Raw genomic sequence first — 14,693 nt, forward strand, 5'->3', positions numbered from 1 at the left:
TGCAAAAGGGCCGGTTCCACCAGGAGCCGGCCCTTTTTTCATCCCGTAAGAAAGCTGCAGTCAGTCAGCGGGAAGAAGAGGCAAACAACCAGCGCCATGCGTCACGCATCGCCTGAGCGCGTTCTTCGTGGGCACGTTGCATCGCTGTGCGGGCGATCGGGTTTGTTGTGGCTTCAAGCATGTCGTTTCCTTTTCGGTGGATACCAGTGTTTCTGAACTGAACCCTATATGGCAGTCGCTAACAAAACTGACAAACGAGACTTTTCAACGCTTCACTTAAGATATACTTAAGTGATCATGAGTGATCGCCTGCCCCCGCTGACCGCCCTGCGCGCTTTTGATGCCGCCGCACGCCATATGTCATTTGCCAAAGCGGCGGACGAATTGTCCGTCACGCCCGCCGCGCTTAGCTTTCAGATCAAATCACTTGAAGAGCATCTGGGCGCGCAGCTGTTCCGTCGACTGAACCGCGCGGTAGAGCTGACCGAAGCAGGCGCGGCACTGGCCCCTTCTGTGGCAGATGGCTTTGCCTCGCTCGCCGCAGGCTGGCGATCAGCTCAACGGTTTCAGGACGAGCAGACGCTTACTGTAACGGCTGGGCCCGCATTTACAGCAAAATGGCTGGCGCCGAGACTGTACGAGTTTGCCCAGGCGCATCCGGAGATCGAGCTCAGGTTCTCGGCCTCTCTGAGGAAAATGGATTTTGCCCGGGATGGGATCGATGTTGCCATCCGGTTCGGGTCAGAGGGTGACCCCGGCATGTACTCGCTGCCTCTTGCAGATGAATGGGTAGCACCGGTCATGACCCCGGCACTGGCGGCCCGCTTTCCGACGCCCGAAAGCCTGACGTCTGCCCCGCTGGTTTTTGACGATTCCATCAATTTCCTGAACCCGCCGTGCGACTGGACGGCCTGGTTCCGCGCTATGGGCATCGATTTTGCCCCGCACCATGGCCCGCGGTTCAGCCAGGCGGATCATGCCGTTGATGCGGCTCTGGCAGGTGTCGGTGTGGTGCTCGGGCGACGCGCGCTGGTGGTAAAGGACATCGACGAGGGACGGTTAGTGATGCCTTACGGCACAGCGATCCCGACCGGCGCCCGTTTCAGGTTTCTGTGCCCCGATGGTTCTGAGAACCGGGCACAGATCGTTGCGTTCAGAGAGTGGATGCTGGCGGAAATAGACAAAACCACGCATATCACCGAAGCACTGACAATCCTGAACGTTCCGGGGTCGTGATCGGGGCGCTGCGCCACCGCGCATGCGCCCGCTGGTTTCTCAGTTGGTGAGTCGGCTGATTTCTTCTTTCAGCCTCAGTTTTTGTTTTTTGAGATCTGCAATTTCGAGGTCGTCGATACCGGGAGCGCGCTGCGCCTGCTCCACTGCCTCGCTGAGGGTTTCATGTTTCTTTTTCAGTTGGTCAACATGTGCTGTTAAGCTCATTCAGTCCTCCATTTTTCGACACGTAAATTGGACCACACCCCGTGGGACAAGTCACGCCGCACCCGCAGCATGGGCACAAAACAGGTTAAAAATGTCTTAATTTGGCTCAGAATGGCAGCGATGCGCCCTCTCTGAGCACTTCACGTATAGGTTGAACATAGCTGTCGCCGTCTTTTTCGTGGCGTGCGCCCTCATGGAGAATCAGCGGCGCGTGCAGACAAAACGCGCCCCGTCCTGATTTTCGGGCCCGCACGATAACCAACTCGGGTGGGCGTCCTGCGCGTGCGCAGAGCGGCAAAACCTCGACGCTGCCCAAGTCATGCTCCATCGCGCCCAGTATCTCTGGCAGACGGTCGCAGCGGTGAATGAAATGGGCCATGCCGCCCGGTGCCAGTCGTTTTCCAGCGATCCGGACCCAGGTTGCCAGTGGTGTCCCACTTGCCAGAGCATTCTCGCGTTTGGTGTTCTGGCTCGCACGCCGTACACGCGGATCGAAATATGGCGGGTTTGCGATCACATGCCGGAACTGACGCTGGCGCAGTGCGAGCGGCATGTCTGCGATATCTGCCGTGATAACTTCCAGAGACCCGCCGCCGTTGCGCCTTGCAAGCTCAGCGTATTCAGGCTCAATCTCTACGCCGGTCAGTTCGAGCCCGGGCACACGCGCGCCCAGGCACAACGCCGCCGCTCCGACCCCACAACCCAGATCGAGAACGGTATCCCCGGCTTTGGCAGGCACCGTTGCCGCAAGGAGGACCGGGTCAATCCCCGCGCGGTAGCCTTTACGCGGTTGATACAGGTGGAGTTTGCCGCCCAGAAAGGCGTCGCATGTCAGATCGTCCGTCACAGTCCAAGCGGGATTTCATTGTCTCGCATGACCCGGATCGCAGCATCGTGATCATCCGTGCGCACCATAAGGCGGCGCGGGAAGATTCCGATGCCGCCTTCGAGAATGCTCATGTTTACGTCCATTTCAAAGCAAGCTATATCCTCCCCCTGAAGAAGGGCGGTGGCGAAAGCGATGATCGTGGGGTCGGTGCTGCGCAAAAGTTCCTTCATATCAGGGATGTAAGGGCAGGATCGGCGCGTGTCGAGCCTCACTGCCGGGGAAGTTATGCAAAAGACCGAAAATTCGCAGAAACCGCATGACAGAATGGCCGCCTTTCTGGCCGAAGATATGGCTGCGGTAAACACGCTGATCCGAACGCGGATGGCCTCTGAACATGCGCCGAGGATTCCCGAAGTAACTGCACATCTGGTCGACGCAGGCGGCAAACGCCTGCGCCCCATGCTGACGCTTGCCGCAGCTCATCTGTGTGGGTATTCGGGCCCGTTTCACATCAATCTGGCGGCCACCGTTGAGTTTATCCATACAGCGACGCTGCTGCATGACGACGTCGTAGACGAAAGCGGTCAACGGCGCGGCCGCCCAACGGCCAACCTGTTGTGGGACAACAAATCCTCTGTGCTGGTCGGCGATTACCTGTTTTCGCGCAGTTTCCAGCTGATGGTGGAAACAGGCTCACTTCGGGTGCTGGACATTCTTTCCAATGCCTCTGCCACCATTGCCGAGGGTGAGGTTTTGCAGCTGACCGCAAGCCAGGATCTGGCCACGACAGAAGACATTTACCTGCAGGTTGTACGCGGCAAAACGGCGGCGCTCTTTTCAGCCGCCACCGAAGTCGGTGGAGTGATTGCCGGCGCACCCGAAGCGCATGTACGGGCGCTCTACAACTATGGTGATGCGCTGGGTATCGCGTTTCAGATTGTGGACGACCTGCTGGACTTTCAGGGTGACAGCGGCGCGACGGGCAAGAACATCGGTGATGATTTCCGTGAGCGGAAACTGACCCTGCCCCTTATCAAGGCCGTGGCCCGCGCGGATGCCGGGGAGCGGGCCTTTTGGGTACGTACGATCGAGAAAGGACGCCAGCAAGAAGGCGATCTGGACACTGTGCTGGATCTTTTACACCGGCACAACGCACTGACGGACACGGCGGCGGCCGCACGTGGCTGGGCAACCCGTGCACGGGAAGCACTCGGGCCACTGCCAGACCATACTGTAAAGACCATGCTGGCAGATCTGGCTGATTACGTCGTAGAACGGATTAACTGAAAAGACTGTCAGAGCAGGGGTTTGCCGGTACGACCCACCAGTCCGGGAAGGCCTGTCGCAGATACGCTGTCGCGGAATCGCGATCCTCAGACGACTGCATCAGGGCAAAACAAGTGGCCCCGCTCCCTGACATCCGGGCAAGCTGGCACCCCTGCTGAGCGCGCAGGATCTCCAAAACCTCGGCTATAACAGGTTCCCGGGCAATAGCGGCAGGTTCGAGGTCATTTCGCTGTGCGCACAGCCAGCGCATCTGGTCCGCAGGGTCAGCACCCACCGGAAAACCCCCGGAAAGTGGCGCATTGGTTTTGGACGCCAATTCCCGAAAAATAACGGGGGTAGGCACTGAAACCCGCGGATTGACGAGGATCATGGGCCAGTCCGGTGCTGCCCCAAGCCGCGAGACCAGTCCCCCTGTTCCCTGCATTCTGCTGAGGCCATTCACCATACAGACGGGCACATCCGCGCCCAGTGCCAGCAGAGCATTGCGCCCTGGCAGCGGTTGGTTGGACATACGTGAAAGCGCACGCAGGCAGGCTGCAGCATCAGAAGAACCACCACCGATACCGGCTTCTGCAGGGAGGTGCTTTTCCAGGGTAATTTCTGCGTCACAGGACATCAGAGCCGCGGCGCGCAGCACAAGGTTTGACCCGTCGGTCGGAATGCCACCGGCACTAGGGCCGCTGATGCGCAGCGTCGTTTCTGAAGATGGTTTAACAGTTAAATTATCACCAACATCCACCAGCACCACCAGCGAATCCAGAAAATGGTAACCGTCAGCTCTCTGGCCGGTCACATGCAGAGCGAGATTGATTTTGGCAGGAGCAAAGGCGCGGACAGGCGCACATGCTGTCATCCGTCGTTGGCGACCGTCAACGGCTCAGCACCTTCTTCGGCCAGAACCTGATCGAGCCCCACCTCAAGCTTTCGCCGGATACGATCCGGGTCTGCGTCATCAGACACATTTTCAAGATCGACAAATGACAGCGCACGGGCCCACTGGAACTCCGCCTCGCGGGTCCGGCCGACCGCCCAGTAAACATCCCCGAGGTGATCATTCACCACAGGGTCAACAGGCATCAGCTCTACCGCACGCTCCATATGGGGAACTGCTTCCTCAAACCGTCGCAGGCGGTAAAGAGCCCAGCCGAGCGAGTCGATGATGTACCCACTGTCCGGGCTTGCCGCGACCGCGCGTTCAATCATATCCAGCGCTTCGTCCAGCTTTTCCCGTTTTTCGACGAGAGAATACCCAAGGTAATTCAGCACCTGAGGCTGGCCCGGATTGATTTCCAATGCTGCGCGAAAATCTGCTTCTGCGCTGTCCCAGTTGCCCAACCGCTCGTTCGAGATTGCCCGGGCATAGAGCAGAAACCAGCTGGATGCGCCGGTTTCCTCTGCCAGATCAACAGCCACATTGTAGGCTTTCACCGCCTCAGCATAGCGATCCTGCTGGCGGTAAGCATCGCCAAGGGCCGACTGAACTGTCGCCATGCCACCATGGCTGCGCGCGAGTTGTTCCAGCACCTCAACAGAGGCATCAGGCCGGTCAGACCGGCGCAGGGCAGCAGCGCGCCCCAGCTCTGCAGCATGGTAAGCCGGGTCTTCTGCTGGCACTTCGCGGTAAACTTCGATGGCTGAACCGTATTGTCCAAGGCTTTCAAACAGCTGAGCGGTCGTCAGCAGTGCATCCACGTGATCAGGGCGCAGAATGCGCGCAGCCTGCGCATAAAGCAGCGTGAACTCTGCCCCGGCTTCCCCGCGCAGCGCTTCAGCGACCGAGAAAAACACCTCGGCAAAACCGTCCTGGACAGAAGCAACCTGGCTGTATGGCAGAACCGTGCCGCTCTGGAGCGACGCGACCACCACATCGATCTCCGGGTCCGTGGCACCGGCAAACATTGTCCGAACAAGCTCCAGCGCCTCGTCAAAGCGCTCCAGCTGGGACAGAACTGCGACACGTGCCAGCACCCCTCTGCGGGTCTGCAGGGCAGCACGGGCGGCATCGGTTGCGAAGATGGCTTCTGCGCCCTCAAAGTCACCCACGGATGCCAGCGCGTTGGCCTCGTGATACAGCGCAAACCCCTCCAGCGCAGGCTGGGCACGTATGTCCTCGAAAGCGGCAAGCGCCTGACTGACCTCACCTTTCCCCATGTAGCCCCAGGCGCGCAGCAGACCGTCGACAAGCGGCCCTATCCCGCGGCTCTCTTCAACGGGCGCTGTCAGCGTATCCCAGGCACCTTTGCGGATCATGTCAATTTTGATGACCAGTTCGGCCACCTGATTGCGCTCGCCCGCGCTCTCCAGAGCCTGCGCAATTGGCAGGGCCCTGTCGACCCGTCCCAGTGCCATTTGCGCCAGCAAAGCACTCCCCATAAGATCCGTGTTGCGCGGATCACGCGCCAGTGCCCGGGTATAATAGGCGGCTGCCTGCTCAAAATTGCTTTCCATTGCCGCCACACGGGCCGCCAGATAAGGACCCGCGACAGACTGTGCAGCCAGCGGCCCGGCAACCATAAGACTGACCGCGGCTGCGGCCAAGGGGCGAAGAAGAAAACGCATAATGCCGGACCTTTTCTGACTACTGCCGCGTCAGGCTATCAGTTTCGCATACAAGCGCAATGCCTGGCGCGGCGCGGGAGCGGCCAGCGCTGCCCCGGTTGGTTACATATTCGGATAGTTGGGACCGTCACCACCTTGCGGGGTTGTCCAGGTGATGTTCTGCGCCGGGTCCTTGATGTCGCATGTCTTGCAATGCACACAGTTCTGGAAGTTGATGACAAAGCGTGTGTCTTTGCCTTCTTCTTCTACAAACTCGTAGACCCCGGCAGGGCAATAGCGTGCTGAAGGGCCGGCATATTTTGGCAGATTGCTTGAAACAGGAACAGACGCATCGCCGAGGTGCAGGTGCGCCGGCTGGCTTTCCTCGTGGTTCGTGAAGGAAAACGCGACGTTGGTCAGCCGGTCAAAAGACAGTTTCCCATCAGGTTTCGGATAGTCGACAGGCGTATGCTTTGAGGCTTCCTCGGTCGCTTCTGCGTCGGATTTCCCGTGCGACAGCGTACCCAGAAAGGAAAACCCGACTGTATTTGTCCACATGTCCACACCACCCATGATCAGGCTGGCGGTCAGTCCGTACTTTGACCACAGCGGTTTGACGTTGCGCACTTTTTTCAGATCACGGCCAATTTCACCGTTACGGACTTCGGTCTCGTATTCTGTCAGTTCATCCGAGGCGCGGCCATTTGCAATCGCTGCGATGGCCGCCTCGGCGGCAGCTTTGCCCGACAGCATCGCGTTGTGGTTGCCCTTGATGCGGGGCACGTTGACCATGCCCACCGAGCACCCCAGCAGCGCAACACCCGGTGCCACCATTTTGGGCATCGACTGATAACCGCCCTCGCTGATGGCCCGTGCGCCGTAGGCGACGCGTTTGCCCCCGTCCAACAGCTCTGCGACCATCGGATGGTGCTTGAATCTCTGGAACTCCATATAGGGGAACAGATGCGGGTTTTTGTAGTTCAGATGCACCACAAATCCGACATAGACCTGATTGTTATCAAGATGATAAATGAATGACCCGCCGCCGGCATTGCTGCCCAGCGGCCAGCCCATGGTATGGGTCACGGTGCCTTCGCGGTGTTTGGCGGGGTCGATCTCCCAGATTTCCTTCATCCCAAGGCCAAATTTTTGCGGCTCATAGCCGTCACTCAGATTGTATTTGCTGATAACCTCTTTGGACAGGCTGCCGCGCACGCCCTCGGACAGGAAAACATATTTCCCGTGCAGTTCCATGCCAGGTTCATAACTGTCGCCCTGACTGCCATCCGGGTTCTTGCCGAACTCTCCGGCAACCACGCCTTTGACCTCGCCATCATCGCCATACACAAGCTCGGAGCAGGACATGCCGGGGAAAATTTCCACGCCCATTTCCTCGGCCTGCTCCGCCATCCAGCGGCAGACATTGCCCATAGAGACGATGTAGTTGCCGTGGTTATTCATCAGCGGTGGCATCGGGAAGTTCGGGATCCGCAGTTTGCCTGCCTCACCGAGCATATAAAAGTTGTCTTCGCGCACCGGGGCGTTAAGTGGCGCACCTTTTTCTTTCCAGTCCGGGATCAGCGCATCCAGCCCGACAGGATCAAGCACTGCGCCTGACAGAATATGCGCACCCACTTCGGAGCCTTTTTCGAGCACCACGACGTTGCAGTCCGCATCCAGTTGCTTGAGCCGGATCGCTGCGGAAAGACCGGCAGGTCCTGCGCCGACGATGACGACATCGTATTCCATTGCTTCACGTTGGTTGTCGGACATCGATCAGCTCCCTTTTCGTGTAAGTTGCCGGTCTGGCTGCACCGGCGCAATAATCGTTCGCGATTGGCTAAACCACGCGCCCGGTCAATGCAATCACAACCGGGCGTCACAATTGCATGATTTGCGCTGACGGCGCGTATTTCCGGCACATCTGTTCACTATGCGCTCACTCCGGCCGGTCACCCATCAGATACCGCGGCCCCTGCCCCGCGGCTGCGGCTTTGTCCTCGCGGTTATAAAGCGCACAGGCCGGCAGGCTGAGACATCCACAACCGATACAGCCATCGAGGTTGTCCCGCAGCCGTTCCAGCGCTTCGATTTTCTGATCCAGCCGGGTGCGAAAAGTCGCGCTGATGTTTGCCCAGTCTGCTTTTGTTGGTGTGCGTCCGCCCGGCAGACGGTCAAGCTCCTGGCGGATTTCCGGCAGGGTAAAACCGAACTGCTGAGCAATCATCACAAAGCTGAGTCTGCGCAGATCAGACCGCTGAAACCTGCGTTGGCCACCGGGATTGCGCCAGGGCCGGATCAGACCCTGAGCTTCGTAGTATCGTATCGCGGAGACCGCCAGACCTGTCCGGCGTGCCAGTGCTCCAATGCTCAGACCATCATTCATGACCAAAAAAATCCCTTGACCTAAAGTTAGGTTTAGAAATTACAAAGCATGCAGGCAAGCCATTTTTGAAAGGAAAAACCATGACCATCGAACTCGAACATGCAAACGTCACCGTCTCGGATGCGGATGCAACAGCTGCGTGGATGTGCGATCTTTTTGACTGGAAAATCCGCTGGCAGGGGCCCAGCCTGGACAGTGGCCGGACCATTCACGTGGGCACAGATACATCCTATCTGGCAATCTATCAGCCCGCCGGTGAGACACAGGCAAAGCAGACAAGCTATTCAACACGCGGTGGCCTGAACCATCTGGCCGTCGTTGTGCCGGACATTGACGCGATGGAAAAGGCCGTGTCATCCGCGGGCTTTACCGCTGGCAATCATGGGGATTATGAACCTGGCCGCCGGTTCTATTTCCACGATCATGACGGCATTGAATATGAAGTTGTCCAATACGACTGACCCTTCGTTTACGGCTCCGTCAAAGGACAGGATCACGGCGGCGGGGTAACGACTCCTCTTGCAATTCCCAACGCCCTGAGTTCAGTTATTAAGAATCTTACCCTCGCGGCCCCCGGCACCACCGGCGGGCCGCAGTATTTCGTGGATCGCGCACATGGACAAAATACCAATGACACGCCAGGGGCATTCTGACCTGGAGGCCGAGCTCAAACAGCTCAAGTCAGTAGAGCGCCCGACGATCATCAAGGCCATTGCAGAAGCCCGCGAACACGGGGATCTGTCGGAGAATGCCGAGTATCACTCCGCGCGCGAAAAGCAGTCCTTTATCGAAGGGCGCATCAAGGAGCTCGAAGGGGTTCTGGGTCTTGCCGAGGTCATTGATCCCGCGAAACTTTCCGGCAGCATCAAATTCGGCGCGACTGTTACGCTGGTTGATGAGGACACAGACGAGGAAAAGACCTGGCAGATCGTCGGAGAGCATGAGGCCAGCATCGAAAAGGGTCTGTTGAACATCAAATCGCCGATCGCCCGCGCCCTTATTGGCAAAGAAGAGGGCGACAGCGTAGAAGTACGCACACCGGGCGGTGAGAAATCCTATGAGGTTCTCAAAATCGTTTACGCCTGACAGGATGCACAGCGATGTCAGATGTCACTGATAGAGAAGACGATATTCCGGCGCACAGCCGGCCAACTCCTCTGGGCATCTACGATCGCCCCGGCACAGATGGCATCACCGATATCGAGGTGATCGCGCTGGCGCTGTCAGGTCTTTGGCTGCTCGCAGCCATACTGTTTTTCATTTTTGCACCGTCTGATCCTGCGGCGGCAGAAACAACGGGCAGCAGTCTGCGTTTCATCATGATCATGCTGGCGGTTTTTATGCCCGTTGGCATGATCTGGGTCGCAGCTACGGCCGCGCGCTCCAGCCGGGTGATGCGCGAGGAGAGCCAGCGCCTGCAAACAGCGATCGATGCGATCCGCCAGGCCTATATCACCCAGAACCAGAGCGGTGCGATGGGGCCGGAGCCGGCAACAGTTGCGCGGCGTCTGGATGAGATCGCCGCAGCCACCCGCAACACTGAAACGGTCCTGGCCACCTTTACCTCGCGGCGTGATCAGGACCGCGCCCCGGCACCAGCGTCTTCTGAACAGAATGCTGCATCCGATGACCAGCCCGCTCTGGCGCTCGGCACAGATGTGGGAGAGCTTGCCCCGCCACTGGCGCGTGAGGACTTCATCCGGGCGCTGAACTTCCCTGAGACCGCAGAGGACGAGGCGGGTTTTGCAGCACTGAGGCGCGCATTGCGCGACCGGCCCTCTTCACAGCTTATTCAGGCGGCACAGGATGTCCTGACCCTGCTCAGCCAGGATGGCATCTATATGGATGATCTGCGCCCTGACCGTGCGCGACCGGAAATCTGGCGCCAGTTCGGACAGGGTTTGCGTGGACGCCCGATTGCCGCACTTGGTGGGATACGCGATCGGTCATCACTCGCGCTGACAGCAGGCCGTATGAAACAGGACCCGATTTTCCGGGATGCCGCACATCACTTTCTGCGGCTTTTCGATAAGACATTTGCAGTCTTTGAGAAAGATGCCACGGACGGCGAGATCTCTGCACTGGCTGAAACCCGGACGGCGCGGGCCTTTATGCTGCTGGGGCGTGTTGCCGGGACTTTCGACTGAGGGTGATCAGAGTCCGAAACTGCTGAACGGGATGTAGCGGACAGATGTGCCCGGCGCGATTTCTGCAGCCTCCATCGGCAATTCGACCAGACCGTCCGCCCAGGCCAGCCCACTGATCCTGCCCGATCCTTCTGAGGGAAACACTTCTGCAGCACCGTTCCGGAGACGCGCGCGCAGATATTCCGAACGCCCCTCCTTTTTGCTTTTGTGGAATGCTGCCGGAACGTCAAAACCCTGCGGCTCGGGCCATGTTTCACCGGCAAGAACCGCTATAGCAGGGCGCGCAAAAACCAGCGCACAGACAAGTGCTGCGACCGGATTGCCTGGCAGGCCAAAAACAGGCGCGCGGTCCCACAGGCCCAGGGCAAGCGGCCTGCCCGGCTTTACTGCGATCCGCCACATTGTCATTGTGCCGGTTTCCTCCAGCAGGGCAGAAACATGATCTTCATCACCGGCAGAAGCCCCACCGCTGGTCAGGATCACATCTGCCTGTTCTGCAGCGGCATCAAGCCTGGCGCGCAACGCGGCCCTGTCGTCATCAACCCGGCCCATATCAACGGGGCTGTGTCCCATCCTGCGGATCAACTCCAGCAGCATCGGACGGTTGGCATCGAATATCTGCCCGTCGCCAGCCGTATCACCAGCCTCGACAAGTTCAGCGCCAGTGGACAGGACCGCGACGCGCAACTGGTCGTGCACGGTCACATGCTGCACACCCGTCGCCGCGAGCAATGCAGCCTCCGGCGCGCCAATGCGCTGACCCTGCGGGACGGCTATGTCACCTGCGACCACATCCTCACCTGCCTTGCGGGTGTTGGAGCCTGTGCGCACCGGGCCACGAAAGGAGATAAATCCATCTGTGACGGTCACGTCTTCCTGCAGGACAACCGTGTCCACGCCCGCAGGAAGTGCCGCACCGGTCAGAACCCGCATCGCCGTGCCCTGCGGCAGGTCCACAGGCGCATCCCCCGCCGCCGCGCGTTGCGTGGCAAGGGGCAGACGGTGCACGCCCTCTTCCCTTCCCCCGGTAAATCCATAGCCATCAACGGCCGTATTTGGCAGTGGCGGGTTGCTGCGCTGTGCCTCGACCGGCTCTGCTGTAACAAGGCCAGTTGCACTAGCAACAGCCACGCGTTTTCTGGCTGTCACCGGCGCCAGGTTGGAACGCAGATGCGCGAGCGCGTCCGCCACGGGCGTCCAATGCACCCCTGGCGGCAAAGCAAAACAACTGTTGGTCAGCACAGGCGGCAGCGACGCGGCGGCGCGCAGTTCCTCTTCACAACCCAGTCCAAGGATCCAGCCTTCTTCAGGCGCATCGACCGACAGCATGCGGGACAGGGCATCCGGCGTCAGCAGGGACAGCGCGCGGGCCGTTTCGCTTACCTGCCATGCGTCCCGGATCACCCCCGCCGGCTCTTTGCCAAGCGTCAGCGAGGGCCAGACCTCAACCAGTGCAATATCCGCATCCAACGGCTCAAACGGCCACGCCGCTGCACCAAACCGCTGGCGCAAACGAGCCAGAACCGGCAACCCCATCATCACCTGGCTGCCAACTGCGCCCGCGCCCGCCATCTGCCAGCAGGTAAATGCACCCGGGGCTTTGGTCTCAGCACGTCGTTTGTCGGTGAAAGGATTGTGATAGTCCTGTTTGTTACGCGGTAGCCCCTCAATATCCCGCTTCAGGGCATTGGCCCAGAAAGGCCCCCTGCCGCCATGTTCGCGGTTGATCCGGCCCGCAATATCAAAACGGTTATTGCTCTCCGGTGCGTCCTCAATCTGCGTCTCGAACCAGTCCCAGAGCGCCAGCGGATTGTCCGTGCCGGTCAGTGCGCGGCAAAAGCCGGTCGGATACCCAAAGGGAAAATCTAAACCCGCAAGCACCCTCCGACCCGCCGCTCGTTCGGTTTCAAAGAAGTCTGCAAGCCAGGTCTCGGCAACCTGCCGGTTGCGCAGATACAACGGCTCTTCGCTGCGCCCGCCACGGGCAACACAGGCCCATATTGCATCTGCGCAGGGCCTGGGGCCTTTGTCGTTACCCCCCGACCAGTCGACTACCAGAAAACTGTCAAAGGCGCTCACAGGCCGACCTCTGCCAGGATGAAATCAGCTATCGTGGCGGTATCATTGAGATTAAAAACCGGCCGGTCAGTGTCCAGCGGTGTGTCGCTGGCCACCGCCCTGATCGTTGTGTCATTTTCAGCGATCAGCGGATTCCCGGGCTCTGCGCGAAAGGCCTCGATCTTGGCATGTGCATCGCGTTTGTAGCCCTCGATCAGAACAAGATCCACCGGTTCCAGTTTCGCCAGCAGAAGATCCAGCGTGGGTTCGTCCTCTTCACGCAGTTCGTGCATCAGAGCGAACCGGCGGCGGGAGGCAAGCAGAACTTCTCTGGCCCCGGCCTGGCGGTGCCGGTAGCTGTCTTTGCCCTTGTGATCCACGTCAAAGACATGATGTGCGTGTTTCACGGTTGAAACTGAAAAACCCCGGCCCGCGATTTCGGTGACCAGCCGTTCCATCAGCCCGGTCTTTCCTGCGTTCTTCCAGCCAACGACACCATATACCTTCACAGCAGCTCTCCGGCACGGCTCAGATCGTCCGGCGTGTTCACGTTGAAAAAGGGATCGAGCCCGGCCACGGGGAATACAGCCTGCTGCGCGTTGTGGCCGTCCGTCCATATGACCACCTTGCGCAACCCGCCCTGCAGCGCCGCGCGCAGATCATGACGCAGCGCCACCGGCCAGAGCCCGAATGTCGGATGGCGCACAATGCCCCGTTCAGGATCAGGCGTTGCGGCCAGCGCCAGAGGGTTTTCCATACCATCGGCAGCCAGCAGAAGCTGCGGCACCAGATCACCCGGGAAAAAGGGGGTGTCCGCCGCGGCGGTCACGATTGTGTCCGCGCCCTGCCCGGCTGCCCAGTCCAGACCGGCCAGAACACCTGCCAGTGGCCCGGCAAATCCGTCGATGCTGTCGCTTAGAACAGGCAGAGCAAAATCCGCGAACCGGGCCGGATCACCATTCGCGTTCAGCGCCAGCCCGGCAACCTGGGGCTCAAGCCTTTCGATCACGTGATCAAGCAGACGCTGCCCACCCAGTCGCAGCAATCCTTTGTCACCACCGCCCATCCGGGTGGCCTGGCCCCCGGCCAGAATAACGCCCAGCGGTTGTTTCACGCGGCCCCCTTGCGACCGGCGCGCGGCGGTTCCTGTGGGACCTGACCCGGGTCAGCATCACGCACCAGTCTGTCTTCTCCCGACAGGCAGACAAACCGGCTGCCTTTCATGCGCCCGATCAGAGTCAGCCCCATTTCGCGGGCAATCTCGACACCCCACGCCGTGAAACCAGAGCGCGATGCGAGAACAGGAATACCCATCATGGCGGTTTTGATCACCATTTCCGACGTCAGGCGACCCGTCGTATAAAGGATTTTGTCGTCCGCGCTGATCTTTTCGGACAGCATCCAGCCTGCGATTTTATCAACCGCGTTGTGGCGCCCGACATCCTCCATATAGACTAGCGGACGATCCGCCTGGCACAGCACGGTTCCATGGATCGCACCGGCTTCCAGATAAAGCGATGGTGTCCGGTTAATCCGCGCACTCAGAGCATAGAGCCAAGAGGTGCGCACAGGTGTTTGTGGCAGAATGACGCCCTCAAGACCTTCCATCATATCTCCGAACACAGTGCCGACGGCACAGCCGCTCGTTCGCGTTTTTTTGCGCATTTTGTCTTCGTAGTCGGTCTGACGGGCAGTGCGTACGATGACTGTTTCCAGTTCTTCGTCATAGTCGACGCCGGTGATGTCGTCTGCGTCACTGAGCATGCCCTGATTGCGCAGGAAACCCAGTGCGAGATAGTCAGGATAGTCACCGATGGTCATTGCCGTTACGACTTCCTGGGCATTCAGAAAAATGGTTAGCGGGCGTTCCTCGACAACGTTGGCGTCTATTTCGGTGCCGTTCTGGTCTGTGCCGGTAACCGCCCGGGTCAGCCGCGCCGCACCCGGATCAGGGGCGATCAGATAGTCGCTGCTGTCTTCAATCCGTGCCAATTGCATCCCCCCGGTC

General features: G+C 59.5%; 16 protein-coding genes. 5 read left to right on the top strand and 11 right to left on the bottom strand.

The window, feature by feature from the left end; all coding sequences use genetic code 11:
• The first annotated feature begins 297 nt into the window (after window positions 1–297).
• Complete coding sequence (locus Q1A34_RS16340; RefSeq protein ID WP_300036525.1) at window positions 298–1,236, top strand: transcriptional regulator GcvA; 939 nt, start codon at window positions 298–300, stop codon at window positions 1,234–1,236.
• Between the two features lie 39 nt (window positions 1,237–1,275).
• Here Q1A34_RS16340 and Q1A34_RS16345 read toward each other — a convergent pair whose 3' ends face one another.
• The 3 genes from Q1A34_RS16345 to Q1A34_RS16355 all read right to left on the bottom strand — a co-directional run bounded on the left by Q1A34_RS16345 (window position 1,276) and on the right by Q1A34_RS16355 (window position 2,499).
• Window positions 1,276–1,440 (bottom strand): DUF465 domain-containing protein, encoded by a 165-nt coding sequence (locus Q1A34_RS16345; RefSeq protein ID WP_300036528.1) that lies wholly within the window; start codon window positions 1,438–1,440, stop codon window positions 1,276–1,278.
• A 106-nt stretch (window positions 1,441–1,546) separates the two neighbouring features.
• Window positions 1,547–2,287, bottom strand: a complete 741-nt coding sequence (locus tag Q1A34_RS16350; RefSeq protein ID WP_300036531.1) for a methyltransferase — start codon at window positions 2,285–2,287, stop codon at window positions 1,547–1,549.
• Entirely contained in the window at window positions 2,284–2,499 is a 216-nt protein-coding gene (locus Q1A34_RS16355; RefSeq protein WP_300036534.1) for a DUF2007 domain-containing protein, read from the bottom strand. The genes Q1A34_RS16350 and Q1A34_RS16355 overlap by 4 nt, the downstream gene beginning before the upstream one ends.
• A gap of 55 nt (window positions 2,500–2,554) precedes the next feature.
• Between Q1A34_RS16355 and Q1A34_RS16360 the strand changes: the two genes are divergently transcribed.
• A complete protein-coding gene (locus Q1A34_RS16360) occupies window positions 2,555–3,556 on the top strand; it encodes a polyprenyl synthetase family protein (RefSeq protein ID WP_300036537.1) in 1,002 nt (333 codons plus the stop codon).
• On the opposite strand, the gene Q1A34_RS16365 is transcribed toward Q1A34_RS16360, so the two are convergent.
• The 4 genes from Q1A34_RS16365 to soxR form a co-directional block, all read right to left on the bottom strand.
• The gene (locus Q1A34_RS16365; RefSeq protein WP_300036540.1) at window positions 3,549–4,409 is read right to left on the bottom strand and encodes a 4-(cytidine 5'-diphospho)-2-C-methyl-D-erythritol kinase; all 861 of its coding nucleotides are present in this window, start codon (window positions 4,407–4,409) and stop codon (window positions 3,549–3,551) included. The two genes, Q1A34_RS16360 and Q1A34_RS16365, sit on opposite strands and share 8 nt — an antisense overlap.
• Window positions 4,406–6,115, bottom strand: a complete 1,710-nt coding sequence (locus Q1A34_RS16370) for a tetratricopeptide repeat protein (RefSeq protein WP_300036543.1) — start codon at window positions 6,113–6,115, stop codon at window positions 4,406–4,408. Before Q1A34_RS16370 ends, Q1A34_RS16365 begins: the two co-directional genes overlap by 4 nt.
• Window positions 6,116–6,217: 102 nt before the next feature.
• Window positions 6,218–7,867, bottom strand: a complete 1,650-nt coding sequence (locus tag Q1A34_RS16375; RefSeq protein ID WP_300036546.1) for an electron transfer flavoprotein-ubiquinone oxidoreductase — start codon at window positions 7,865–7,867, stop codon at window positions 6,218–6,220.
• Between the two features lie 166 nt (window positions 7,868–8,033).
• Window positions 8,034–8,486, bottom strand: a complete 453-nt coding sequence (gene soxR / locus Q1A34_RS16380) for a redox-sensitive transcriptional activator SoxR (protein WP_300036549.1) — start codon at window positions 8,484–8,486, stop codon at window positions 8,034–8,036.
• Between the two features lie 74 nt (window positions 8,487–8,560).
• On the opposite strand from soxR, the gene Q1A34_RS16385 reads away from it, so the two are divergent.
• The 3 genes from Q1A34_RS16385 to Q1A34_RS16395 all read left to right on the top strand — a co-directional run bounded on the left by Q1A34_RS16385 (window position 8,561) and on the right by Q1A34_RS16395 (window position 10,627).
• Complete coding sequence (locus Q1A34_RS16385) at window positions 8,561–8,941, top strand: VOC family protein (RefSeq protein WP_300036552.1); 381 nt, start codon at window positions 8,561–8,563, stop codon at window positions 8,939–8,941.
• Between the two features lie 154 nt (window positions 8,942–9,095).
• Window positions 9,096–9,566 carry a transcription elongation factor GreA gene (gene greA, locus Q1A34_RS16390; protein ID WP_300036555.1) on the top strand — a complete coding sequence of 157 codons (471 nt, stop codon included), beginning with the start codon at window positions 9,096–9,098 and terminating at the stop codon, window positions 9,564–9,566.
• A 14-nt stretch (window positions 9,567–9,580) separates the two neighbouring features.
• A complete protein-coding gene (locus Q1A34_RS16395; RefSeq protein WP_300036557.1) occupies window positions 9,581–10,627 on the top strand; it encodes a hypothetical protein in 1,047 nt (348 codons plus the stop codon).
• Window positions 10,628–10,633: 6 nt separating this feature from the next.
• Here Q1A34_RS16395 and glp read toward each other — a convergent pair whose 3' ends face one another.
• The 4 genes from glp to Q1A34_RS16415 are packed head-to-tail and all read right to left on the bottom strand — an operon-like array spanning window position 10,634 to window position 14,683.
• Window positions 10,634–12,706, bottom strand: a complete 2,073-nt coding sequence (gene glp, locus Q1A34_RS16400; protein ID WP_300036560.1) for a gephyrin-like molybdotransferase Glp — start codon at window positions 12,704–12,706, stop codon at window positions 10,634–10,636.
• The gene (gene mobB, locus Q1A34_RS16405; RefSeq protein ID WP_300036563.1) at window positions 12,703–13,194 is read right to left on the bottom strand and encodes a molybdopterin-guanine dinucleotide biosynthesis protein B; all 492 of its coding nucleotides are present in this window, start codon (window positions 13,192–13,194) and stop codon (window positions 12,703–12,705) included. Before mobB ends, glp begins: the two co-directional genes overlap by 4 nt.
• On the bottom strand, window positions 13,191–13,799 hold the full coding sequence (mobA, locus tag Q1A34_RS16410) for a molybdenum cofactor guanylyltransferase MobA (protein WP_300036566.1): 609 nt from the start codon (window positions 13,797–13,799) through the stop codon (window positions 13,191–13,193). Before mobA ends, mobB begins: the two co-directional genes overlap by 4 nt.
• A complete protein-coding gene (locus Q1A34_RS16415) occupies window positions 13,796–14,683 on the bottom strand; it encodes a formate dehydrogenase accessory sulfurtransferase FdhD (protein WP_300036569.1) in 888 nt (295 codons plus the stop codon). Before Q1A34_RS16415 ends, mobA begins: the two co-directional genes overlap by 4 nt.
• Window positions 14,684–14,693 lie beyond the last annotated feature (10 nt).

Source organism: uncultured Roseobacter sp. (assembly GCF_947491795.1).
GTDB lineage: Bacteria > Pseudomonadota > Alphaproteobacteria > Rhodobacterales > Rhodobacteraceae > Roseobacter.